The organism is Actomonas spartinae (assembly GCF_051209155.1).
Lineage (GTDB): Bacteria > Verrucomicrobiota > Verrucomicrobiia > Opitutales > Opitutaceae > Actomonas.
On record NZ_JBPJGB010000005.1, the window covers coordinates 77,825 to 101,326 of the forward strand.

At 63.3% G+C, this 23,502-nt stretch carries 24 protein-coding genes and 1 pseudogene; 14 read left to right on the forward strand and 11 right to left on the reverse strand.

Translation table 11 applies throughout. From position 1 onward, the window contains the following. Positions 1 to 4: 4 nt before the first annotated feature. Positions 5 to 433, forward strand: a complete 429-nt coding sequence (locus AC0MRV_RS19175) for a cytidine deaminase (protein ID WP_472766125.1) — start codon at positions 5 to 7, stop codon at positions 431 to 433. 18 nt (positions 434 to 451) lie between these two features. Here AC0MRV_RS19175 and AC0MRV_RS19180 read toward each other — a convergent pair whose 3' ends face one another. The 3 genes from AC0MRV_RS19180 to AC0MRV_RS19190 all read right to left on the reverse strand — a co-directional run bounded on the left by AC0MRV_RS19180 (position 452) and on the right by AC0MRV_RS19190 (position 2,670). Continuing rightward, positions 452 to 850: an ACT domain-containing protein gene (locus tag AC0MRV_RS19180; protein ID WP_472766126.1), complete on the reverse strand. Its 399-nt coding sequence runs from the start codon at positions 848 to 850 to the stop codon at positions 452 to 454. Between the two features lie 10 nt (positions 851 to 860). Continuing rightward, complete coding sequence (gene hisS, locus AC0MRV_RS19185; RefSeq protein WP_472766127.1) at positions 861 to 2,177, reverse strand: histidine--tRNA ligase; 1,317 nt, start codon at positions 2,175 to 2,177, stop codon at positions 861 to 863. A gap of 172 nt (positions 2,178 to 2,349) precedes the next feature. After that, a complete protein-coding gene (locus tag AC0MRV_RS19190; RefSeq protein WP_472766128.1) occupies positions 2,350 to 2,670 on the reverse strand; it encodes an HU family DNA-binding protein in 321 nt (106 codons plus the stop codon). Positions 2,671 to 2,936: 266 nt separating this feature from the next. Here AC0MRV_RS19190 and AC0MRV_RS19195 point away from each other — a divergent pair, with 266 nt between their 5' ends. Both AC0MRV_RS19195 and AC0MRV_RS19200 read left to right on the forward strand, forming a co-directional pair. Beyond that, positions 2,937 to 4,382 carry an AAA family ATPase gene (locus tag AC0MRV_RS19195; RefSeq protein ID WP_472766129.1) on the forward strand — a complete coding sequence of 482 codons (1,446 nt, stop codon included), beginning with the start codon at positions 2,937 to 2,939 and terminating at the stop codon, positions 4,380 to 4,382. Between the two features lie 62 nt (positions 4,383 to 4,444). Beyond that, positions 4,445 to 5,152 carry a class I SAM-dependent methyltransferase gene (locus tag AC0MRV_RS19200; RefSeq protein WP_472766130.1) on the forward strand — a complete coding sequence of 236 codons (708 nt, stop codon included), beginning with the start codon at positions 4,445 to 4,447 and terminating at the stop codon, positions 5,150 to 5,152. A 237-nt stretch (positions 5,153 to 5,389) separates the two neighbouring features. Here the strand turns inward: AC0MRV_RS19200 and erpA are convergent. Then, positions 5,390 to 5,710: pseudogene (gene erpA, locus AC0MRV_RS19205) on the reverse strand (iron-sulfur cluster insertion protein ErpA); the annotation flags it as partial. A 117-nt stretch (positions 5,711 to 5,827) separates the two neighbouring features. On the opposite strand from erpA, the gene AC0MRV_RS19210 reads away from it, so the two are divergent. Both AC0MRV_RS19210 and rpoN read left to right on the forward strand, forming a co-directional pair. Beyond that, entirely contained in the window at positions 5,828 to 6,790 is a 963-nt protein-coding gene (locus tag AC0MRV_RS19210) for a serine/threonine protein kinase (RefSeq protein WP_472766131.1), read from the forward strand. A gap of 39 nt (positions 6,791 to 6,829) precedes the next feature. Continuing rightward, a complete protein-coding gene (gene rpoN / locus AC0MRV_RS19215) occupies positions 6,830 to 8,302 on the forward strand; it encodes an RNA polymerase factor sigma-54 (RefSeq protein ID WP_472766132.1) in 1,473 nt (490 codons plus the stop codon). A gap of 2 nt (positions 8,303 to 8,304) precedes the next feature. On the opposite strand, the gene tsaD is transcribed toward rpoN, so the two are convergent. Next, on the reverse strand, positions 8,305 to 9,336 hold the full coding sequence (gene tsaD, locus AC0MRV_RS19220; RefSeq protein ID WP_472766133.1) for a tRNA (adenosine(37)-N6)-threonylcarbamoyltransferase complex transferase subunit TsaD: 1,032 nt from the start codon (positions 9,334 to 9,336) through the stop codon (positions 8,305 to 8,307). Beyond that, positions 9,333 to 10,613, reverse strand: coding sequence for a S41 family peptidase (locus tag AC0MRV_RS19225; protein ID WP_472766134.1), 1,281 nt, complete (start codon positions 10,611 to 10,613; stop codon positions 9,333 to 9,335). The genes tsaD and AC0MRV_RS19225 overlap by 4 nt, the downstream gene beginning before the upstream one ends. A 34-nt stretch (positions 10,614 to 10,647) precedes the next feature. Between AC0MRV_RS19225 and AC0MRV_RS19230 the strand changes: the two genes are divergently transcribed. The 3 genes from AC0MRV_RS19230 to AC0MRV_RS19240 all read left to right on the forward strand — a co-directional run bounded on the left by AC0MRV_RS19230 (position 10,648) and on the right by AC0MRV_RS19240 (position 12,699). Continuing rightward, positions 10,648 to 11,664, forward strand: coding sequence for an SAM-dependent methyltransferase (locus tag AC0MRV_RS19230; protein ID WP_472766135.1), 1,017 nt, complete (start codon positions 10,648 to 10,650; stop codon positions 11,662 to 11,664). 63 nt (positions 11,665 to 11,727) lie between these two features. Continuing rightward, a complete protein-coding gene (rpmB, locus tag AC0MRV_RS19235; protein ID WP_472766136.1) occupies positions 11,728 to 11,958 on the forward strand; it encodes a 50S ribosomal protein L28 in 231 nt (76 codons plus the stop codon). A 165-nt stretch (positions 11,959 to 12,123) separates the two neighbouring features. Then, entirely contained in the window at positions 12,124 to 12,699 is a 576-nt protein-coding gene (locus AC0MRV_RS19240) for a hypothetical protein (RefSeq protein WP_472766137.1), read from the forward strand. Between the two features lie 29 nt (positions 12,700 to 12,728). Here AC0MRV_RS19240 and fabF read toward each other — a convergent pair whose 3' ends face one another. From fabF to fabG, 3 genes are all read right to left on the reverse strand, one after another. Continuing rightward, entirely contained in the window at positions 12,729 to 13,979 is a 1,251-nt protein-coding gene (gene fabF / locus AC0MRV_RS19245) for a beta-ketoacyl-ACP synthase II (protein ID WP_472766138.1), read from the reverse strand. Between the two features lie 103 nt (positions 13,980 to 14,082). Beyond that, positions 14,083 to 14,346 carry an acyl carrier protein gene (gene acpP / locus AC0MRV_RS19250; RefSeq protein ID WP_221030838.1) on the reverse strand — a complete coding sequence of 88 codons (264 nt, stop codon included), beginning with the start codon at positions 14,344 to 14,346 and terminating at the stop codon, positions 14,083 to 14,085. A 29-nt stretch (positions 14,347 to 14,375) separates the two neighbouring features. Continuing rightward, complete coding sequence (gene fabG / locus AC0MRV_RS19255) at positions 14,376 to 15,116, reverse strand: 3-oxoacyl-[acyl-carrier-protein] reductase (RefSeq protein ID WP_472766139.1); 741 nt, start codon at positions 15,114 to 15,116, stop codon at positions 14,376 to 14,378. A 127-nt stretch (positions 15,117 to 15,243) separates the two neighbouring features. Here fabG and AC0MRV_RS19260 point away from each other — a divergent pair, with 127 nt between their 5' ends. Next, the gene (locus AC0MRV_RS19260) at positions 15,244 to 16,899 is read left to right on the forward strand and encodes a peptide ABC transporter substrate-binding protein (RefSeq protein ID WP_472766140.1); all 1,656 of its coding nucleotides are present in this window, start codon (positions 15,244 to 15,246) and stop codon (positions 16,897 to 16,899) included. Between the two features lie 54 nt (positions 16,900 to 16,953). Here the strand turns inward: AC0MRV_RS19260 and AC0MRV_RS19265 are convergent, their stop codons facing one another. Then, positions 16,954 to 18,126 carry a sulfite reductase subunit alpha gene (locus AC0MRV_RS19265; RefSeq protein WP_472766141.1) on the reverse strand — a complete coding sequence of 391 codons (1,173 nt, stop codon included), beginning with the start codon at positions 18,124 to 18,126 and terminating at the stop codon, positions 16,954 to 16,956. Between the two features lie 144 nt (positions 18,127 to 18,270). On the opposite strand from AC0MRV_RS19265, the gene AC0MRV_RS19270 reads away from it, so the two are divergent. The 5 genes from AC0MRV_RS19270 to proC are packed head-to-tail and all read left to right on the forward strand — an operon-like array spanning position 18,271 to position 22,731. Continuing rightward, the gene (locus AC0MRV_RS19270) at positions 18,271 to 19,053 is read left to right on the forward strand and encodes a pseudouridine synthase (RefSeq protein WP_472766142.1); all 783 of its coding nucleotides are present in this window, start codon (positions 18,271 to 18,273) and stop codon (positions 19,051 to 19,053) included. Beyond that, entirely contained in the window at positions 19,050 to 19,871 is an 822-nt protein-coding gene (locus tag AC0MRV_RS19275) for an SH3 domain-containing protein (protein WP_472766143.1), read from the forward strand. Before AC0MRV_RS19270 ends, AC0MRV_RS19275 begins: the two co-directional genes overlap by 4 nt. A gap of 10 nt (positions 19,872 to 19,881) precedes the next feature. Further along, on the forward strand, positions 19,882 to 20,757 hold the full coding sequence (gene folD, locus AC0MRV_RS19280) for a bifunctional methylenetetrahydrofolate dehydrogenase/methenyltetrahydrofolate cyclohydrolase FolD (protein WP_472766144.1): 876 nt from the start codon (positions 19,882 to 19,884) through the stop codon (positions 20,755 to 20,757). Between the two features lie 53 nt (positions 20,758 to 20,810). Further along, complete coding sequence (locus AC0MRV_RS19285; protein ID WP_472766145.1) at positions 20,811 to 21,932, forward strand: response regulator; 1,122 nt, start codon at positions 20,811 to 20,813, stop codon at positions 21,930 to 21,932. Beyond that, on the forward strand, positions 21,925 to 22,731 hold the full coding sequence (gene proC / locus AC0MRV_RS19290; RefSeq protein WP_472766146.1) for a pyrroline-5-carboxylate reductase: 807 nt from the start codon (positions 21,925 to 21,927) through the stop codon (positions 22,729 to 22,731). Before AC0MRV_RS19285 ends, proC begins: the two co-directional genes overlap by 8 nt. A gap of 81 nt (positions 22,732 to 22,812) precedes the next feature. Here the strand turns inward: proC and AC0MRV_RS19295 are convergent, their stop codons facing one another. Continuing rightward, positions 22,813 to 23,502 carry a c-type cytochrome gene (locus AC0MRV_RS19295; protein WP_472766147.1) on the reverse strand — a complete coding sequence of 230 codons (690 nt, stop codon included), beginning with the start codon at positions 23,500 to 23,502 and terminating at the stop codon, positions 22,813 to 22,815.

Below are 23,502 nucleotides of genomic sequence, written 5' to 3' on the forward strand. Positions count from 1 at the left end.
TACGATGCCTCGCGCTTCAACATCTTCGCCCGTCGGTCCGACCAAACTCAAGCAACTCGAGCGCGCCGCCCGCGCGGCCGCGGCGCAGTCCTACTCGCCCTATTCCGGTTTTCCGGTCGGCGCCGCCATCCTCACCGGCGACGGCACGATTGAAAGTGGCTGCAATGTCGAGAACGCGTCCTACGGCCTGTGCAATTGCGCCGAGCGCACCGCCATCTTCACGGCCGCCGCCAAGGGCCAACGGGCCCTGCGCTGCGTCGTCGTTTACACCCCGACCGAAACCGTGACCGCACCCTGCGGCGCCTGCCGGCAGGTCATTTTCGAATTCGGCCCAGACGCACGAGTCGTGAGCATCTGCGACAGCAAGGATCGAATCGACACGACCATCCAGCAGCTCCTGCCCCACGCCTTCGGACCGGGCAACCTGAGCTGACCGGTCGTTGTCGCGCCATCAATCGCGCACCAGTTCGTGGCCGGCCTGCAGCAGCACCTGCTGGGCCTTGGCCAACGCGCCTTGTTGCACCAAGACGTAGTCGGTGTCGAAGGTCGCCGCGGCGAGAATCGGAATGCCCGCCCTCGCCAACGGACTGGCAAAGGAAACGAGAATGCCCACCGCGTCGAAGTCGAAGGGGCCAACCACCTGCAACACCCGCCAGCCGCGCTCCGCCCGCACCTCAGCCGGCACGTCGGCGGCCGGACACATGATGGAAAGTTCGTTCACCGTGCGGGTCACATTGCAGAAGCCAGCGCCACGCGCCCAAGCCGGCTCTTCCGCGTCCGGCGCCAAGCGACACACGGCAAAATTGCCGGACAGCAGGCGGTAACGCAGTGGCTTGGAGGTGTTGGGCATGGCGAGGGACTTATTCGTCGGCCGAAAGAAAATCACGCACCGCCAGCGCGACTTGTTCACGCGGCACTTCGACTTCTTCGCGCTTGGCCAGGTCGCGCAACTTCACCACTCCGCGCGCCAGTTCATCGCCGCCGTAGAGGATCGCGAGGCGCGCGCCGGATTCGGTCGCCGCCTTGAACTGTTTACCGAAGCCGAGTTCGCGCATCGGATATTCGACGCGGAAACCGCTCGCGCGGAGTTCATTGATGTCCGCAAACGCGGCCAGGCGCTCGCTCGCGCCGCCGATGACCACATACACGTCCGGCGACGAAACCAATTCGGGCAGCAGGCCGCGTTGCTCCAGCAGGAGCTCCATGGTCATGTCGCCGATGGCAAAACCAACGGCCGGCAGCGCCGGGCCACCGAGTTTCTGCACGAGGTCGTCGTAACGCCCCCCGCCCGCAAGTGCGCGGAGGTCCCCTTTGCGATCGAAGGCCTCGAAGACGAAGCCAGTGTAATAAGCTAAACCGCGCACGACCCCAAGGTCGACGCTGACAAAATCACTGAGCCCCATGGCTTCGAGCGCGCCCAAGACCTTCCGCCAGTCGTCGAGGCGCGCGGTCAGGTTTTCGCCGCCCAACTCGCCCACGACCGTTTCGAGATCGGCCAAGGACTTGATCGCAAGGAAGGCCTCGATCTTCTCACGTCGTTCGACCGCCAACTCGCCGTGCGCGTCGGTGTAGATCTTGAAGGCGTCGCCACCGAGCCGCTCGTATTTATCGATGGCCTGCAGCATGCCCTTGGCCTGCGCCGGATCGAAGCCGAGCGCCTCGAGGAAATAGAACCACAGGTTGCGGTCGCTGAGGCGCACGAAGAAATCTTCGGCGGCCAGACCGAGTCCGCGCAGGCACTGCACCAACAGCGCGATCAGCTCGATCTCCGCCTCCGGTCCGGCCTCGCCAAAAATGTCGGCGTTGAACTGCGCGAAGCAGCGGCCGCGGCCTTTCTGCATGCGTTCATAGCGAAAGAAATCGGCGATGCTGAACCACTTGATCGGACGCTTCAGGGCGTTGGCTTTCGCCCCCACCAACCGGCAGACCGTCGGGGTCATTTCCGGCCGCAGCGCGACCTCGCGGCCACCTTTGTCGGTGAAGCTGAAGAGCTGCGCCTCGATCTCGTCGCCCGACTTCGCCTTGTAGAGGTCCAACGGCTCCAGCACCGGCGCGTCGTATTCCTGAAACCCGTAGACATGCGCGGCCTGGCGCCAGCAGCGGAACAGATGGTTCCGCCGCGCCAACGCTTCGGGATAGAACTCACGAAAACCGGGCAAGGACTGGAAGGTAGCCATGGGAACCGACGACCTTGTGCGTTCCCTTCCCTCGTCGCCAATCGAAAAATAGGTTCAGCCATTGCGGTGGCTGTGAGCGTGAGCGAGTGATCGGGTCCACTCGCTCACGCTCGCAGCCACAAAAAAGCCGGACCCACGGGTCCGGCTGGAAAATGATCAAGCGACGTGCGGCTCAGTTGATCGTGCCGATGTCGAGCTTCTTGAGCTTTTGCTTGAGGATCTTACCCGACTTGAACTTCACCACCGCGCGCTCGGGGATGACGACTTCGGCGGCGGGCTTGTTCGGGTTGCGACCGATGCGGGACTTGCGACGCTGGACTTCCAGCACACCGAAATTGCGCAACTCCACGTTGCGCCCCTCGGCCAAGGCGTTCATGATGATGTCGAGCGTCATCTGCACCGTCGCCACCACTTCCTTCTGCGGAAAGTTGGTCTTCTCGTAAATCTGTAGCACGATTTCGCGCTTGGTGAGGTTCGGTAGATTCGAGGGCATTTAAGGGTGTTCCTTTCGAAGAAGTAGTTGGTTTATTGACGCGGTATCGTTTTCAGAAGTCTAAAAAGGTCAATCAATTAGGTCGGATTTACTTGGCAAAAATGAGTGAAAAACCTCCACAAGATCCTCTTGAGCAACTCCCTAAGCAGCTTAGGGACCTCTTCAAGGCGTCGCCTTTCGGCGCCGCATTCCAGCCGGGAGGGACCCCGCAGAACACGGGAAGTTCCTCTACCGCACCGAATAAGGAGGACGAGGAGCACGCCGAAGTGCTGCAGCGGATCCGCAATTTTAACCTGCGCCCGCGCGAGATTCGCGACCACCTCGACCGGTTCGTAATCCAGCAGCGCGAGGCCAAGAAGGTCCTCTCCGTTGCCATCTGCGACCACTACAATCACGTGCGCCGCTGCCTCGAGGAACCGCAGCTTCGCGAGCAGGATTACGCCAAACAGAACATCCTGCTCCTGGGCCCCACGGGGGTGGGCAAAACCTACCTCATGCGCTGCATCGCCCGCATGATCGGCGTGCCGTTCGTCCGCGCCGATGCCACCAAGTTTTCCGAAACGGGTTACGTCGGCGGCGACGTGGAAGACCTCGTGCGCGATCTGGTCAAAGCCGCCAACGGTGATGTCGAGCTGGCCCAATACGGCATCGTCTACATCGACGAGATCGACAAGATCGCCCAGAGCTCCGGGGCGGCGGGCGGCGGCGGGCGCGACGTTTCCGGCCGCGGCGTGCAGATCAACCTGCTCAAGCTGATGGAGGAGACCGACGTTTCCCTCACCAGCCAAAACGACATCGCCTCCCAAATGCAGGCCATGATGGAGATGCAACGCGGGGGCAAACCGCGCAAACGCACCATCAACACCCGGCATATTCTCTTCATCGTGAGCGGCGCCTTCGACAAGTTGTCCGGCACGATCAAGAAGCGCCTGCAAAGTGCACAGATCGGCTTCGCCGCCAAGCCGGGCGACGTCGACCGACCCGACAGCGACTACCTGCGCTTTGCCCAGTCGCGCGACATCATCGACTACGGAATGGAGCCGGAGTTTGTGGGCCGACTTCCCGTTCGCGTCGCCTGCCAGGCGCTGGAACCGCGCGACCTTGAGAAGATCCTCCTCACCAGCGAAGGCAGCATCCTGCAGCAATATCGCGCGGATTTCGCCGGGTATAAAATCGACTTCGACATCACGCCCGAGGCCGTGCGCGAGGTCGCCGAGCGCGCCCACCGCGAAAACACCGGCGCACGCGGACTCATGACCGTGCTTGAGCAGACCTTCCGCAACTTCAAGTTCGAGCTGCCCTCCACCGGCATTCGCGCCTTCAAGATCGACGCCGACACCGTCGCCGAACCGGAAAGAACCCTGCGCAGCCTGTTGGAGGACAACGCCAGCGACCAACGCGACGTCCTGCGCGCCGAAGTGCAGGCCTTCGCCGATCGCTTCCAAACCGCGCATGGGTTCACCCTGAACTTCAAAGAGGACGCGATCACCGCGTTGATCGAGCAAAGCTTGGAGACCGACAAAACCATCCGCGCGCTCTGCGAGGAACGGTTTCACAACTTCCATCATGGGCTCACCCTGCTCGTCCGCGATGGCGGCAAGCATGCCTTTGACATCACGGCCGACGTGGTGGCCGATCCGGAGAAAGCCCTGTCTCACTGGGTCGTGGAACGTTTCCGCGACAACGGCTCGGCGCCAACCTCGGAAACTTAGCCCTTTCCACGACAGGCGGTCGGGCGTAAAGCCCGACCCCTTCCCTGTCGCTCCCGCTCGCCATGCCCGATCCACAAGCCGTCAATTCCATGTTTGGCCGCATCGCCGGCCGCTACGACGTGGCCAACCGCCTCTTGAGCGGCGGCGTCGACATTTGGTGGCGCAAACGCCTCATCCGCGCGGTGGCCCGTCACAGCCCGCACGACGTGCTCGACCTCGCCACCGGCAGTGGCGACGTGGCCTTCGCGCTCGCCGACGGATTGCCCGCCGAGACGCCGATTACCGGCATGGATTTTTGTCGGCCCATGCTGGACGAAGCCGTGGAAAAACAAAAACAACGCGGTGGCTACGAGCAGATCACCTTTCGCGAGGGCGACGGGCTGAACTTGCCGATCGGGGATGAAACCTACGATGCCGCGACGATTTCCTTTGGCCTGCGCAACATGGCCGATCGCCACCGTTGCCTCAGCGAACTGCATCGCATCCTGCGCCCCGATGGACGCCTCTGGGTCTTGGAGTTTTCGCAACCCTACCGCTGGTTTCGGCCGCTTTACTACGCCTACCTGAAATACGTGCTGCCGATTATCGCGGGCATCGTGACCGGCGACAAAGGCGCCTACGACTACCTCTGCGGCTCAATCGAAACCTACCCGGGCCACGAAGGCATCACCGAGGAGATGCGCCAGGCCGGCTTTGTGGACATCGAGTGCCACCGCCTCACCTGGGGCATCGTCGCCCTGCACGGCGGCTGGAAGAAGCCGTCCGCCTAGGGCGCGTCTGGGTAAGTCGAGGGCCAGCGTGAGTGGGAAAAGGGCTTCGCGCCAGGCGGCCGCGACGGAGGTGGCCCAGCGGGCCATGCCGTTGCGGACAACGCCGCGCCAAGTTCTTTTTCCACTCACCCTTCGGGCGCGGACGGAGCTGGCGGCATACGGCGTTGTCACTGGACCCCTGTGCCTGCCCACCGGCTGCGTTCCCAGCGCTGGCCCCTCGGCTTTCCCAGGCACACCCTAGTTGAACGACTTGCCGCAGCCGCAGGTGCTCTGCGCGTTGGGATTCTTGATCTCAAACCCCTTCCCCTGCAGCCCGTCGTCGAAATCGATGTTGGAGCCGTCAAGGTAGGCGTAACTCGCCGGGTCGACCACAAAACTCACGCCCGCCGACTCAAGTTGCTGATCGTCGTCCTTCGGCGCGTCGAACGACATGCCGTATTGAAAGCCCGAGCACCCGCCCGTTTCGACAAACACCCGCAGCAGTTGCCCCTCGGTGGCGGACTCCTGATGCATGGATTGGATTTGGCGCGCGGCGCGATCGGTCAGCGTGATCATACGCTCAAGCTGCGCCGCTGACTCCCCCTGTCAAATCCCTCCATGGATGCGAGCAGGTTTCGTGCTAGATGAATTTTTCGTTTCTTGCCACCCCGGGAAACGCCGCTTTGCTGGGCCGCAGTGAACGCCGCAAAGAATCTGTTCAACGAGGTCCACTACGAGATCGTCCGCAAGATCGCCGATGGTGGTATGGGCATCGTCTATGAAGCCGCCCAACTCGGCGCCGGACAGTTTCGCAAGCGCGTGGCGGTGAAACTCATTCGCGAGGAATACTCCGCCATCTCCGAGTTCCAGAAGAACTTTATCGGCGAGGCCCGTTTGGTGGCCGACCTCATTCACACCAACATCGTCCAGACCTACCACCTCGGGTCGGTTCACGGTCAGTATTTTATGGTGATGGAGTTGGTGAACGGCCTGAGCTTGGAGCAGTTCCTCGAGCGGCACCGCGAGCTCAACCGCCCCATTCCGGTCGACATCGCCGTCTTCATCATTTCCCGCATCGCCCGCGGCCTGGCCTACGCCCATCAGAAGACCGATGAACGCGGCCGCCCGCTGGGCATCGTCCATCGCGACATCGGCCCCAAGAACGTGCTGCTCGCCTGGGAAGGCGACGTGAAGCTCACCGACTTCGGCATCGCGAAGGCCCTGGACCTGATGTATAATGAGGAAGGCAAGGTGATCGCGGGTAAGGACGAATACCTTTCGCCCGAGCAGGCCAGTTACGCCGTGACCGACGCCCGCGCCGATCTCTTCCCCCTCGGCATCGTGCTCACCGAACTGCTGCTCGGCCGCAACATCTTCCGCTCCGCCGATCGGCTCGAGTCCCGCCGCAACATCCTGACCATGCCGATTCCCCGCTTCGGCGACCTACGGCCGGACATCGATGAGCGACTCGAAAACATCATCCAGAAAACCCTCCGCCGCGATCGCGACCAACGCTATCAATCCGCGTGGGAAATGCTCACGGAGCTGGAAATGTATCTCTATTCCGACCGCTACGGTCCCACCAACGAAAAGCTCGGCGTCTACCTCCGCGAGCTCACCGGCTATGCTGCGCCCGGAGTCGTCCTGCCCCCGGCCTGAGCGCGCAGTTCCCAGCCCAAATCGAACGCACACTCCTACATGGCAGGACCCGGATTTTCCCAAAGCTTAAGTCAAAGGCAGACGCAGTCGCTGGTCCTTGCTCCGCAACTGCGCCAATCGCTCAAGATCCTGCAGGTCGCCGCAATGGACCTGCGCACCGTGATTCAAGAGGAGCTCCAGGCCAACCCCACCCTCGAGGAACTGCCCATGGACGGCGTGAGCCTCGAGCAGGAAACGAGCGACGCTCACGAGCACGACAACGGCCCGTCCAACGACGACGCTGCCCCGGGCGGGGACGAGATGGATTTTTCCAAGGAGTTTGAGATCCTGACCAAGCTCGATCAGGATTGGCGCGACTACATGTCCAACGCCGGCGGCAGTCAGCCGCACACCAGCGAGGACGACGAGAAGCGCCAACATTTCTTCGACTCCCTCGTCAGCGAAACGTCGCTGCAGGAATACCTCATGAGTCAGGCCGAAATGGCCGATGTCGACGACGCCACCATCGAAGCCATGCGTTACCTCGTCGGCAGCCTCGATGACCGTGGTTTCCTCACCCAGTCGATCCCCGACATCGCGCTGCAGACCGGCCTGCCCCTCGATGCCGTGCAAAGCGCTCACGCGCTGCTCAAGACCCTCGAGCCCGCCGGCATCGGTGCGGCCGACCTCAAGGAATGTCTCGCCCTCCAGCTCGTCGCCAAGGGTCGCGGAGACTCCCTCGCCGCCCGGATCGTCCGCAACCATTTCCCCCTCCTCATCCGTCGCCGCATTCCCGACATTGCCCGCCGCTCCGGCGCGACCTTGGAGGATGTGCAGCACGCCATTGAGGAGATCGGCACCCTCGACCCCGCGCCCGGCCGCCGCTTTGCCGATGACTCCAATCGCGTCGTCACACCCGACGTGACCGTCGAAAAGGACGGCGACGAGTGGAAGATCGAACTCAACAGCGACTACATCCCGCGTCTCCGAATTTCGAATACCTACAAGGACCTCATCGCCAAGGGTTCGCTCAATCGCCAGGAGCGCGACTACCTGCGCGAACGCATCCGCTCCGGTCGCTTTCTGATCAACTCCATCGAGCAGCGCCAGCAGACCATCGAGCGCATCACCCGCGAGATCATTAAAGTTCAGGGCGAGTTCTTCGAGGAAGGCGTCTCCCGCCTGCGACCGCTCACCATGACACAGATCGCCGACACCGTCGGCGTGCACGAGACCACCGTGAGCCGCGCGATCGCCAACAAATACATCCGCACCCCGCACGGCGTCTTCGAATTCAAATACTTTTTCACCCCCGGCTACAAATCCGACGGCGGTGATGCGGTGTCCAACACCAGCGTGAAGGAAATGATCAACGATCTCATCGACATCGAGGATCGCAGCCGCCCTTACAGCGATCAGGACCTGGTCGCCAAGTTGCAGGACAAGGGCATCAAGATCGCCCGCCGCACGGTCGCCAAATACCGCGAGGAGCTCGGCATCCTGCCCAGCAACCTGCGCCGCGAATACGCCTGAACTCAGCGCGCCAACGGCAAACTTGGCGCGATCTGCAGGTCCGCCACAGGCAGGTCCGTCACCACGGGATCCGCCCACGCCGCAAACGCGATCATGCCGGCATTGTCACCGGTGTGCTTCGGTTGCGCCGCCAGAAAGCGCAGTCCCCGACGCTCGGCCATTGTCGCCATCGCGGCGCGCAGCGTCCGGTTGTTGGCGACCCCGCCGGACAGGCCGATACTACGAAACGGCGCCGTCTTGGCCGCCAGCTTGGCTTTGCGCACCAACGCATCGACTACGGCCTGTTGGTAGCTGGCGCACAAGTCGGCCTTGCGGGCCTCCACCTCCACCAACGTCATTTTTTCCAACTGATACCGCAGCGCGGTTTTTAGCCCGGAGAAACTGAAATCGAGCTCGGCCTTTTTGCCGATGCCGCGCGGAAAATCAAAGGCCGCCACATCGCCCGCTTGCGCGATTTTTTCCACCAAAGGTCCGCCCGGGTAACCGAGCCCGAGCAACTTCGCGCCTTTGTCGAGCGCCTCGCCGGCGGCATCATCACGCGTCGAAGAAATGACCTCGATGCGACGCGCCTCATCCATCTTGAACAGCAAGGTGTTGCCTCCCGAAACAATCAGACCGAGGTGCGGCAACAGCTCCGCCATGGCCGCGTCGAATTCCTGCGGCGCGTCGCCGTGCAGGCCGATAAACGGCGAAAACGCGTGCCCGCGCAGATGATTCACTCCTGCCAGCGGCACCCTCAGCCCCAAGGCCAGCGCCTTGGCTGACGCCGTGCCGATCGCGAGACACCCGGCCAAACCGGGACCGTTCGTCACCACCACGCGCGAAACTGCCATCAGGTCGTGCTCCTGCCCTATCCTCGCCAACAGCGGACCGATCGTGCGCAGGTGCTCGCGCGTCGCGAGATCCGGCACCACCCCGCCGTAGTCTTCGTGCAACGCCATCTGGCTGTGCACCCACTCGCCAATCAAACCGCGCGACGGATCAAACAAAGCCACCGCGCTTTCATCGCAGGAACTCTCGAGCGCCAAGATCATCGCGCCACCGCCTCCGTTCTTTGCTCGACCAAGAGCGCCGCGCGCAGGATCTCCCGCGCGGCGTCGAGCTGCCGATCCGGCACGGGCTTGAAACCAAAGCGCTCCTCAAATTCGACCGGATCGGTCAGGTCGTTGCGCGCCCGTTGCAGGGCCACATTGCGATCTTCCTCCGGACTCATGACCACCTCGACGTCGGGATCCACCCCCCGCTCGTGAATCGTCACGCCACCCGGCGTGTAGTAGCGCGCGGTCGTGAGTCGCAAGGCCTCGCCAGCGCTCAAGCGAAACACGGTTTGCACCGACCCCTTGCCAAACGAACGCTCGCCCACCACGGCCGCTTTGTGCGTGTCCTTCAAGGCCCCGGCCAGGATCTCGGCGGCGCTCGCACTGCCGGCGTTGATCAGCACCGCCATCGGCAGGTCGATCGGCTCGGCGGGGTTTTGCGAACGCAACTCTTCCCGATCTTCCGGCCGGCGGCCCTGCGTGTAGACCATCAAATCCCCGCGGGCAAAAAACGGTTCCAGCACATCGGCCGCAGCCGTCAACAACCCGCCGGGATTGTTGCGCACATCGATGACGAGCGCCCGCGCCCCCTGGTCGCGCAGTGCTCCCAGGGCCGCTCTCATTTCTTCCGCGGTCGGTTCGGAGAATTGCACGATCCGCAGGTAACCGAGATCCGCATCCAGCATGTGCACGTCGGTCACACTCTCCACCCGGATGATCTCGCGCACGATGCTCAATTCGATCGGCTCGGCGATGCCGTCGCGACCGAACGCCACCTGCACGGCGGTGCCCGGTTTGCCCCGCATCCGTTCAACCACGTCGTTAAGACTCTTCCCTCGCATCGATTCGCCTTCCACCCGCAGCACCACGTCGCCGCGCAAGATGCCCGCCCGCTCCCCGGGCGTGCCCGCAATCGGCGCGACCACCACCACCTCATCGTCCCGCCGTTCAATCTGCACGCCAATGCCGCCAAACTCGCTGTCGAGGTCCTCCTGCAGGTGCGAATAGTCGGCCGCCCGCATGAAGGACGAATGTGGGTCCAAACCGTCCATGACGCCTTCAAGTGCACGCCGGGTCATCTCGGCCGGCTCCGTCGCCTTCGGGTCGACGTAGTTGTCCTGCACCAACTCCAGCACCTGCCGGTAGTATTCCGCCGAACGCGCCAGCTCGGAATTCCCACGCAGACCGAGCAAATCGATCACGTGCAGCAAGCCCATGGCGATGAGGCTTCCCACCACCATGCCGAGCGAAAGGGACAGAATCCGTTTGAGCATCCCGGCGACTGTGACCAATGCATCGCGCTTGTAAATGGGTTCATCGTCACAACCAGCTTCCCAGCCGCCGTCACCGAAATTCGTCGCCGCCTTCCGCGAGGTCGCGCGGGGCGAAGCCGACGGGTTTGTGAGCTTCGCCCGGTTCATGGAGCTTGCGCTGTATCATCCGCAACTCGGCTTCTACACCCGCGACCAAGCGCGCGTGGGCCGGGATCGTTCGACCCACTTCTACACCGCCAGCTCGCTTGGTCCGATTTTCGGCGAACTGGTCCTCGCCGCTGCCCTGCACCAACTGCGGCAACACGGCGCGGATCCGGAAAGGTATCGTTTCGTGGAAATCGGCGCCGAAGCCGGGTGCACGGTGCTCGACGACATCCCGCACCCCTTTGCCGCCGTGGAGGCGCGCGGTGTCGGCGCGGATCTTCGCGTGGAGGGACCGACGATCGTATTCTCCAACGAACTCTTTGATGCCCAGCCCTGCGAACGATACCTTCGCACCGACGACGGTTGGTTGGAACTCGGCGTAGGCCTCGACTCATCTGAGCAATTGGTCGAAAGGAGCCGACCGGCTCCCGCTTCGGCCGCTCTTCCTCAAGACTGCCCGGCGGGATACCAGCTCGACCTGCCGCGGGCCGCCGATGCGCTGGCGGCCCGAATCGCCGACGCCCCCTGGCACGGACTGTTCATGGCCTTCGACTACGGAAAAACGTGGCACGAGCTCACCCGCGAGACGCCTCAAGGCAGCGTCCGCGCCTATTTTCACCACCAGCAAAGCAACGACCTCCTGGCGCAGCCCGGGGCACAGGACCTCACCTGCCACATCTGCTGGGATACCTTGGGCCAAGCGCTGCGCGAACGTGGATTCACGGTCGATCCGGTGCGTTCGCAGGAAGCATTTCTGGTCAAGAACACGGCTGAAACGCTCGCCCGGATCATGGCCGATGAGGCCGCCGGCATGAGCCCACGCAAAGCCGGGCTCATGCAACTGCTTCACCCCTCCGCACTTGGACAGAAGTTTCAGGTCCTCACGGCCTGGCGAAACGAGGCCTAAAAATCCCCTTGCTTCGGCTTCGGCCAAAGTTTTATCTCCGACCCTTTTAACTGAGGAAAAGCCATGTCCCGAGTCTGTGCCATCACTGGAAAGCGCCCCACCACGGGCAGCATCATTCACCGCAAAGGTGTCGCCAAAAAGAGCGGCGGCATCGGCACGCACGTGACCAAAGTCACGAAGCGCACCTTTCGCCCGAACCTCCAGCGCATCCGCGTCAAGCTGCCGAACGGCACCGTGAAGCGCATGTGGGTTTCGGTTAAGGCCATCAAGGCCGGCCTGGTGCAAAAAGTCTAACACCCGCTGCACAGCCCGCCCCCGCGGTCACACACACTACACTACGAACTACCAAAAAGGCCGCATCTTCGGATGCGGCTTTTTTGTGCCCTCCCCCTCCTTCCCACCGCCACTTACGCACCTATGCGTATGGTGGGGTTGGGCCGCCGGCGCTAGAGTGGCGCCGTGAACTCAAATGACGATGCTCAGGCCCCGGATCAGGCGGTGCTCTTCCGCCACAGCAGCGGTAGCCGCATTCGGCTGATGGCCCGCAGCGCGAGCGCGCTGGGTTTGTTGGTCACGGCTGTGACCGGCATCGCCGTTGCCCGCGCCGGCACGACGCACGGCTTCGCCCAACTCTCCGGCACCTCCCTGGCCGTCGCCGGAATCGTGGCGATAAGCGGTCTGGGCTTCGCTTTGCTCGCATGTCGATTCTCCCGCCAATTTGTGACCCAGCTCGAAATCTGGCCGCGCTCCAACCTGGCCGTGGTGCGCACCGCCGGTTGCTGCCGGGAACAAATCCGCCTGCTTGGCTGGAACGAATTCCGGACCGGCAACCTCAGTCCGCAGGCATCACGACACGATGCGCTCCTGCGCGTTCACACCCGGTCCGGTCAGCGACTCGCTTTCGATCAGGATCATGGTGTGGCTCCGCACGGCTGGGTCGCGCTGCATCGCTTCCTGGAAAAGTGCAGCGTGCCCGAGCTCGGCCATGATGAGGTCACGGTGATTGACTTGCCGGCGGTGAGACAGCGCGCCTGAGCGTTGGCGGCGAAACCTCCCTTCCTTGATCAGACCCGTTTGAAAACGATCGCGGCGTTTTGACCGCCGAAGCCGAGGTTGTTGCTCAGCACCACGTCGACCTTCGCCTCCCGCGCCGTGTTCGGCACGTAGTCGAGGTCGCAGTCCGGGTCGGGCTCGTTGAGATTGATCGTCGGCGCGAGGGTCTGGGTCTCGAGCGTCTTCAAGCAGGCGACGCTCTCGATACCGCCGGCGGCGCCGAGCAAGTGACCGGTCATCGACTTGGTCGAGGACACCGGCAACCTGGCCGCGTGGTCGCCGAAGAGGCGCTTGATGGCCATGGTTTCAAACTTGTCGTTGTAAGGCGTGGAGGTGCCGTGCGCGTTGATGTAATCGACATCCTCGGGCGCGACACCGGACGCCCGCAGCGCGCGCGTCATCGCCATGCCCAGACCCTTGCCTTCCGGGTCAGGCATCGTGATGTGATGCGCGTCGGCGGTCGCCGCGTAGCCGGCCACTTCACCGTAAATGCGGGCCCCACGAGCCTTCGCGTGTTCGAGCGACTCGAGCACGAGGACGCCGGCGCCCTCGCCCATGATGAAACCATCGCGGCCCATCGAAAACGGACGGCTGGCCGTGAGCGGATCGTCGTTGCGCGTGCTCATCGCCTTCATCGAGCAGAAGCTGGCATAGGCGAAGGGCGTGATCGCGGCCTCGGCACCGCCGGCAATCATCACGCTGGCGTCGCCGCGTTTGATCATGTGCATGGCCTCGCCGATCGCATGGGTGGCCGTGGCGCAGGCGGACACGACGCCAAAATTGGGACCGCGCACCCCGTAGTGGATCGCGACCAAACCCGAACAAATGTTGCCGATGAGCGCGGGAATGGTGAACGGCGAAACCTTGCGCGGACCGCCCTCGACCAAACGTCGCAACTGCAGCTCATAAGTGAGCATGCCACCGATGCCGGAACCGACCATCACGCCGATCTCGTCGGGGTTCTCGACATTCAAATCGAGCCCGGAGTCCTCCACCGCCTGCTTGGCCGCAACGAAACCGAAGTGCGTGTAGCGGTCATTGCGACGCGCTTCCTTTGGATCCATGTGATCCTCGACATTCCAGTCACGAACCTCCGCGCCGATGTGGCAGGCAAAGGGTTCGGGATCGAACAACGAAACCGTGTCCACGCCGGGCTTGCCAGCGACGAGGCTCGACCAAAACGAAACCGGATCGTGACCCAGGCCATGCACGGCGCCCATGCCGGTGACGACGACGCGTTGGGAATCAGGCAGATTTTCCATCAGCGAGAAGTGCGGAGAGTGTTGAACAAAGGATAACAAAAAGGGCGTCCCACCGATTGGCTCTCACGAGACCGGCAGGACGCCCAAAAATGTGGCGGGAAGGTTAGCTGTTGCCGGCCTTACCCTTGATGTAGTCGACGACCTGACCGACGGTCTGGAGCTTCTCGGCGTCGGACTCGGGAATCTCACCCTGAATCTCTTCCTTGAACTCCTCCTCGAAGGCCATGATCAGCTCGACTGTATCGAGGGAATCGGCACCGAGATCATCCAGGAACGAAGCCTCCGGAGTGATCTGTTCCTCGTTCACATTGAGTTGGTTAACGATGATTTCCTTAACCCGTTGTTCGATGGTTTTTTGGTCGGACATGTGGAGGTTCTACTAAAGGCGCTGAGGCTTCACATCGCCATACCGCCGTCAACGGTAAAAACCTGCCCAGTCATGTAGGCAGATTCCTCGCTGCAGAGGAAGGTCGTGGCGTTGGCGATGTCGGAGGCTTCACCAAAGCGGCGCATGGGAATGAAATCAACCACTCCCTTCTGCACCTCTTCGCTGAGTTCGGCGGTCATATCGGTTTTGATGAAACCCGGAGCGACCACGTTGACGGTCACATTGCGGCGCGCGAATTCCTTCGCGACGGTCTTGCTGAAACCGATCATGCCGGCCTTGGCGGCGGAGTAATTGGCTTGGCCCGCGTTGCCGGTGATGCCGGACACGGAAGAAATATTGACGATGCGGCCCCAGCGATTCCGGCACATCGGCCAGCCAATCGCCTTGGTCCAGTGGAAGCAGCTGGTGAGATTCGTCTGAATGACCGCGTTCCAGTCTTCCTCCGACATGCGAGCCAGCAGGCCGTCGCGAGTGATGCCGGCGTTGTTCACCAGAATGTCGATTTTACCAAACTCCTTGATGAGCTCAGCCGCCGCGGCCTCGACGGCCGGTCCATCCGACACATCGACTGCGCGGGCGACGGCTGAACCACCGGCGGCATTGATGGCGTCGGCGACGCCGCCGCAACTGGCGGGATTCTTGGAGACGCAGATGAGCTTCACGCCTTGGGCGGCGAGCGACTCGGCGATCGCCTTACCGATGCCTCGGCCGGCGCCAGTCACCAATGCGGTGCGGTCTGTGAACGTCATAGACTGTGCAAACTGCGCGAAGCCCTTCGACCGGGGCGAGGACAAAATTACCGCCATCCGAAGGTCGGTCCAGGCCCACCGGTTTAAGGATTCCCCCCCGCCCCCCGCTTCCCCAACCTGCCGCTCCGTGATCCCTTTGATAACCGGACGACTCATCCGCCATCGCGCGCGTCGCGCCTCCTCGCACCTCCTCGCCGTCGCATTGGCACTCGCCGCCACTGGCTGCCGCCCGCGAGCCACACCAGTCGAGCAGGCCAACGCCGAAAATATCCTGCTCCTCGGCAATGGCGCCGAGCCCTCCGACCTCGACCCACAGACTATCACCGGTTCGCCGGAGGTCCGCATCGTGTTGGCCCTATTCGAAGGGCTGACGCGCTACCATCCCGCGACCCTCGATCCCCTCCCCGGCGTCGCGGAACGCTGGGACGTGAGCGACGACGCCCGCACCTTCACCTTTCATCTCCGGCCCGATGCGGTCTGGTCCGACGGTGTGCCGATCACCGCGCAGACCTTCGTCGAATCCTACCGCCGCATCCTCAACCCGTTGCTGGGCTCCGACAACGCCGAGGGCCTCTATTTTCTCACCGGCGCGGAGGCCTACAACAAGGGGAACAGCACCGACTTTGCCACCGTGGGCGTGCGCGCGATCGACGATCACACCCTCGAATTGCGGTGCCATCAACCGACCCCCTTTCTCGTGCGCATGCTGTCGGCCCGCAGTTGGATGCCTGTCCCCATCCACGTGCTCCAAGCGCACGACGCCATGGAGCGCAAAGGCACCGCGTGGACCCGCGAACAAAATATCGTGAGCAACGGTCCTTTCCTGCTCGCGAGTTGGCAGCCCAACCAAGTCGTCGAGCTCGTGCCCAATCCCAGCTACTGGAATCGCGAGATCGTTTCGGTCGACCGCGTGCGACTCTTTCCGATCGAGAACGTCAACGCCGAGGAGGCCGCCTACCGCGCCGATCAGTTGCACCGCACCTCCACCGTGCCGATCGCCAAGATCGAAACCTACCAACAGGAACGCCCCGACGAGCTGCACATCATTCCCTTCTCCGGCACCTACTATTACGCCTTCAACGTCACCCGTCCGCCGCTGGACGACCCCCGCGTGCGTCAGGCGCTGGCCTACGCCGTCGACCGCAAGGCGATTGTGCGCGAGGTCAGCCGTGGCGGCGAAGAACCGGCCGGCCACTTTTTGCCCGACAACGTCAGCGGCTACGTGTCTCCGGTGCCGGGAATTGACCTGAATCTCGACAAAGCCCGCCAACTCCTCGCCGATGCCGGCTATCCCGGCGGCGAGGGATTTCGTCCCATCACCCTGCTCTACAACTCCTCGGAAAATCACCGCGTGATGGCCGAGGCCGTGCAACAAATGTGGCGGCGCGAACTCGGCATCGATGTGCGCCTCGAAAACCAGGAATGGAAAGTCTACCTCGACAACATGCACCTGGGGAACTTCGACCTGGCCCGCGCCGGCTACATCGTCGCCCCCGACGACCCCACCCGCTTCCTGGAAGGCATGCGCACCGGACACGGGTTCAACATCAGCAAGTGGTCCGACCCCGAATACGACGCCTGGCTCGCCGAATCATTGTCCACCGTCGATACCGCCACCCGCGAGGCGCTGTTTGCGCGCATGCAACAGCGCCTGATCGACGCGATGCCGATCGCGCCGATTTATCACTACACCAACAAATACCTACTGCGGCCCGAGGTGAAGCACTGGTCCGACAACATGCTGGCCGAATACCCGCTGCGCGAGGTCGTGCTCGACCCCTAAATCCGCGCACAAAAAAGGCGCCGCCTCGCGGGCGGCGCCTTTTACAAAACCGGCTCAGTAAACGTCGCGCTGGTAGCGTTTGTCCTTCTTGAGCTGTTTCACCCACTCGGCGGCGTCCTCGACACTCATCTGGCCCTGTTCGGCCGCAATGTCATGGAGCGCTTGGTCCACGTCCTTGGCCATGCGTTTGGCGTCGCCGCACACGTAGAACAGGGCGCCACCCTGCAACCAGGACCAAAGTTCCGCCGCGCTTTCACGCATCTTGTCCTGCACGTAAACCTTTTGCTCCTGATCGCGGGACCAGGCGAGATCGAGCTTCGTGACCGCCCCCTTGGCGGTGTAGTCCTTCCACTCATCCTCGTAGAGGAAGTCGGTCGCGGCGTGCTGGTCGCCGAAGAAGACCCAGTTGCGGCCCTTGGCGCCCACGGCGTCGCGCTCCTGCACAAAGGCGCGGAACGGTGCGATACCCGTGCCCGGGCCCACCATGATCACGTCGCGATCGGCGTGATCCTCCGGCAGACCAAAGTGGGAATTGGACACAAATACCGGCACCGGCGTTTCGCCAACCTCCACGCGGTCGGCCATGAAGGTGGAGCAGACGCCCACGCGCTCGCGGTGGTTGGTCTCGTAGCGCACGATGGCCACCGTGAGGTGCACGCCCTGCGGCGACACCTTCGGCGACGACGCGATCGAGTAGAGCCGCGGCATCAGCTTGCGCATGAGGTCGACCAATTCCTGGGCGTGCAGCCGCGCGCTGGGGAACTCCTGCAGAACGTCGATGTAGTGCCGCTCTTCGAGGTAGCCGCGCAGGACTTCCTTGTTGGCCGGGTTGGTCAGTTCCTCAAGCTTGGCCTTCTCGGCCGGGTCGGTGGCCTTTTCGACCAAGGCGTTGACGAGCTTCGGCGTCGGGGACGCGAGCGCCAGACGGGCGGACAGCGCCTCCCGCAGCGAAATCGGCTCCTCGAGTTTCAGCATCGCCGGCGACACCATCTCGTCGCCCGTGGCGTGGATCGCCTCGAGAATCTGCGCGACCTCCACCGGACGGTTGGTGGGGAACACGCCCAGCGAATCGCCCACGGTGTAGGACAGGTCACTGCCGCTGATATCGACGACAAAATGCCGGGTTTCCTTGGCGGACCCCGGCTGGTTGAGCACCCGGTTCTCGGAAATACGAGCCGGATAAGGATTGGTCTTCGAGTAGGCGGATTCGGCAGCAGGTGCGGACATAAGTGATCGAGTTCATGAAAGCCCGCCGGGGGCGTGCAAGAATGGAATTAGGCGACTTCACAGCCGGATTCGTGCCGTGCAGGGCTTGCGTCCGCGCCGCAAATCCCGACTAACTCGGGGCGTATGACACCTGAGCCTGTTCGCGTGCAAAAATTCCTCGCCGACGCCGGGGTCTGTTCGCGGCGTGCCGCCGAAGCCCTCATCGCCGAGGGCGAGGTCACCGTGAACGGGCAACCCGCCGAGCTGGGCCAGCGCATTGTGCCCGGGGAAGACGAGGTCAAAGTCGAAGGGCGCCGCATCACGCCGCGCGTGGACATCCCCATTACGGTGGCCGTGCACAAGCCCCGCGGACTGGTCTGCTCCAACGACGATCCGCATAACCCGCGCACGGTCTTCGATTTGCTGCCGCCCCAACTCGCGTCCCGCCGTCTTTTCTGCGCCGGCCGCCTCGACAAGGACTCGGAAGGCCTCGTCATCCTCACCACCGACGGCGATCTCGCCAACCGCCTCATGCATCCGCGCAACGTCGTGGTGAAACGTTACCAGGTGAAGCTCGACCAACCCTTTCCCAAGTCCCGTCTGGCTCGGCTCATCAAGGGCGTCAAAATTGAGGACGAATGGTTCAAGGTGGAACGGGCCGCGCTGGTGAACCCGAAAAACAACAACTCGACCGACCTCGATGTCTGGATGCACCACGGCAAAAAGCGGGAGATCCGCCACCTCTTCCTCGCCCTCGGTTTTCCGGTGCAACGACTCCGTCGCTACCAGATCGGCGCCCTGCCGCTGCGGGGAATCCCGTTGCGCGCGGTGAAGCAACTTTCTAGCAAAGACATCGACCGCTTGTTCCAGGTGCCCACCGCGCCCCTGCCGGAGCACCAAGCCGCGGTCATCCGCAAAAAACCGTCCCGAACCCGCCCGAATTCATGACCGCCAAGACGCCGCTCGCCGCCCTGCTCAGTCTGTTCGTCGCCGCCACGCTCGGCGCCCAATCCGCCCAGCGTGCCACTCCGGTCCACACCTCGCCGGAGGTCACCGCGCCCGTAATCCTTCTCGTGAAACCCGGCGAGGACTTGCCCGCCACCGCCATCAGTACGACCGCTCCCGCTGGCTGGACCGCCGTCACCCTGCCCGGTCCGCACGAAGTTTTCGTCAACAACCACGACATCGGCAAAGACCTCGACCTCAAGGCGGACGCCTCGCTGCGCACCGATCCGAAGTCCGACGCCGCCGTGCTCACGCAATACGCCCCGGGAGACGAAATCGAGATCACCGGTCTGCGCGGCCGCTGGACCCAGTTGCGCCTCAAGCGCGACGTCGTTGCCTACATCCATGGCGGCGCGAGTGCGCCCGCCGTGCAACGCACCACCCCGGTGGTGACCAGCACCCCGGTGAGCGACCTATCCACCACGCCGGTTGCTCAATCGCCCGCCCCGGCACCGCGCCCGACGATCGGTCGTCAGGTCGCCCGCAGCGAAAACGAGCGCAACAGCCTCGCGGCCCTGCCCCGTCTTTTTGAAGGCAAGCTCGCCTCCACCCGCGTGCCGCTCCGCCCGCGCCGCCCCTACGACTTCGCCCTCGAGGCCGACGATGGCACCCGCTTTGCCTACCTCGATCTCACCAAGCTCCTCCTCACCGAGCAGATCGAAAAATACCTGGACCGCACGGTCGTGGTTTACGGTGTCGCCCGGCCCGTGCCCGACACCAAGGACATCGTGATCGCGGTCGAATCCCTGCAACTCCGCTAAGCCTCCTTTCATGGAACTCATCAACGGCAACGAAATCGCCTCCACCATCATCGCCGAGCTCAAGGCCGAAGTCGCCCAGCTCGAGGGTCGCAAACCCTGCCTCGCGCTGGTGCGCGTGGGCGACGATCCGGCCTCGGTTTCCTACGTCAAAAAGAAGGAAAAGACCGCCGCGGAAATCGGAGTCGAAAGCCGGGTCATCCTGCCGCCGGTCGACATCGCACAGGCCGACCTCGAAAAGCTGATCGACGACCTCAATGCCGATGAAACCGTCGATGGCATCCTGGTGCAGTCCCCCTTGCCCAAGCCGCTCGACGAGCTCGCCATCTTTCGTCGCGTGTCACCCGCCAAGGACGTGGACGGTTTTCACACCCTCAACCTCGGCAAACTCGCCCAGGAGGATGAGACCGGCTTCGCCTCCTGCACGCCCGCCGGCATCATGGAACTGCTCGCCCGCAGCGAAGTCGACCTGCGCGGCAAACACGTCGTGGTGCTCGGCCGCTCGCTCATCGTCGGCAAACCCGTCGCCCTGCTCGCCCTGCAGAAAAAGGCCGGCGCGAATGGCACGGTCACCATTTGCCACTCGGCGACGGCCGATCTCCCCGCGATCACCCGTCTGGCCGATGTGCTCATCGCCGCCATTGGTCGCCCACACTTCGTGACCGCCGACATGGTGAAGGACGGCGCGGTCGTCATCGACGTGGGCATCAACCGCATCGCCGATGCGTCCAAGAAATCCGGATACCGCCTGGTCGGCGACGTGGACTTCGAACACGTTTCGCCCAAGTGCGCAAAGATCACCCCGGTGCCCGGCGGCGTCGGCCCCATGACGGTTGCCATGTTGATGAAGAACACCGTCAAGGCTCGCCGCCTAAGTGCCGTAAGCTGAGTGTTATCCCGCATTGCGGTCTACCCCCGGACCGTCCCATTCTCCCCTCCGAGATGCCCGCCCCCAAGATTCTCGTCGTCGACGACCAGCTCATCAACGTCCAGTTGCTGAAACGCAAACTGGAGCGCGAGGGCATCACGGTCATCTCCGCCTACTCTGGCCAGGAAGCACTCGATGCGGTCGCCAGGGACAAGCCCGACCTGATCCTGCTCGATGTCATGATGCCAGAGATGGACGGCATTGAGGTCTGCACCCGCCTGCAATCCCGCGAGGACACCCGTTCGATTCCAGTCATATTCATCACCGCCCGGAATTCCAAGGAGGGCAAAATCGAAGGCCTCGCGGTTGGTGCCGTCGACTACATCACCAAACCCATCGACCTCGACGAAACCCTGGCTCGCGTGCAGACGCAGCTCCGCTTCGTTTCGATCAACCGGGAGATGGTCGACCTCCAGCGGCGCCTCGCGGAGGCGCGGCGCGCCGCCACCGTCGGTGCGGTCACGCAAGGCATAGCCCACAATCTCAACAACCTGCTCGGCGTGGTCATCGGCTACCTCGACCTGATCAAGAGCGGCGCCGACAAACCCGACGCGGTGCGACGCAACGCCGAAGCCGTGGAACGCGCCGTCCAGCGCATCGTATCCATCATCAAACAGCTCAGCTCAATGGTGGTGAAGACACGCATGCCGACGGAACGCTTCGCCCTGGCCGAGTTGCTCGCCGGCGCGATCACGCGATTCGAGGAGGAAAACCACGCGGCCGAGGCGATCACTTTGGAAAACACCTTGGAGGACCTCGAAATCGACAGCCACGTCGAGGTTTTCGAAAGCGCCATCAGCGCTCTGCTCGCCAACGCCTGGGAGGCCTACGGCAGCCTGCCGACCAGCGAACGTCGCATTATCCTGCACACCGCGATGAAGGAAGGGGCCGATCAACCCACCTTGGAACTGCGCATCGAGGATCACGGGCGTGGCATCGATCCAGCCATTCGCGACCAAATGTTCGAACCCTTCATCAGCACCAAGCACACCGTCGGCGTAGGCATGGGCCTCACCGTGGCTCGTCACGCCCTGCGCAACATGGGCGGCGACCTCACCCTTCACGACCTCGACGACGGCGGCACCGTTGCCATCGCGCTGCACCCGGTGAACCGTCAGGAGCGCCACCGTGGGTAAGATCGCCTTCGTGGGCGCGGGTCGCATGGCCTCGGCCATGGTCGACGGCCTGCTGGCCAAGAACCCCGCCGATCGCAGCCGCATCGCGTGCTACAGCGCCAGCGGGACCAGTGCGGCCGCCCTCTCCGCGCGCACCGGCATCCCACAGGCGCTCGATCTGCCGGAACTGTTGCAGGAGGCGGACCTTGTGGTGATCGCATTCAAGCCGCAACACCTCGCGGCTGCCGATTCACGTCTGGCGGAACTCACCGCCGGCAAGCTCGTGCTGTCCGTGCTGGCAGCCAAAACGATCGAACACCTTGAGGCCGTTTTCCCGCAGGCCCGTGCGATCGTGCGCACCATGCCCAACACCCCGAGCGCGATCGGAGCGGGCATCACCGGCTGGTGCACGCGGACTCCGCTCACGGAAGCCGATCGCGTGCTCGTGCTCGGTTTGCTCGGCGCGATCGGGCAAGCGATCGAAGTGCCGGAATCCAAAATCGACGCGCTCATGGGCGTGAGCGGTTGCGGCCCGGCTTTCGTTTTTGAATTCACCGCCGCGTTACGCGATGGCGGCATCGCCGCTGGTTTGACGCCAGAGGAAGCAGGGAAACTCGCGACCGAAACCGTGCTCGGCGCGGCCCGACTGATGGCGCGCAGTGAGCAAACGCCGGAGGCGCTCCGCGATCAGGTCACCTCCCCCAACGGGACCACCTTTGCCGGTCTACAGCGCATGGCGGCGCACGATCTGCGCGGCATCATGAAGGAGACCGTCCTTGCCGCCAAAGCCCGCTCGGAAGAGTTGGCGCGCGGCGTCTGACCGGGACGGATTTCACACTCCGCGCAAAAAAACCGCCGCAGCCTGCGGCGGTTTTCGGAGGGGCAAATCAACACTTGGGTGTTACTCGATCGCGAGCAGCTCTTCGGCCGAGTATTGCACGCTGTGCCCAGCGGACGCTTCGCGAATTGCCGCCACCTGCTCGATGCTGATCGGTGATGCCTCGTTGCCCCACTCCGAGCGGATGTAGGTCAGCACGTAGGAAATCTTGTCGTCGCCCCAGTTGTAGCTGCTGCCCGGGCCGAAGGCCGGCATGTTGCCGTTGTAGGTGTTGCCTTTGACTTCGATCGGGCCGGCGAGACCGTGGAGCAGGATACGCGTGACGCGTTCTTCGCTGCCGACGACCCACTCGGAGTCGGCCAGCGGCGGGAAGGCACCGGGCAGGCCCTGGCCATTGACCTGGTGGCAGGCCGCGCAGGTTTGGGTGTAGAGACGTTTGCCCATGACGAGCGGATCAATCTCCTGCACCACTTCGCCGCCACCGTCGGTCTTCGGGTCGTAACGCTCGTCATAGATGAGCGCCGCTTCCTGGATGCCTTCGGTGAGACCGCCGCGGTTGTGGATGAAGTAGATGGAGACGATGAAGATCATCGCCGATACGAATCCGAGGAGGAAGAGCGGCATCGGGGTGTAACCCTCGGTCGGCTCGCTCTTCTCGCGCAGCAGCACGGAGTGGATCTGCTGAATCTGCTCATCGGTCGCGGCCGCTTGCTCGATCTTCGGATCGGATTTCTTGAAGTTGTCTGCGCTCAT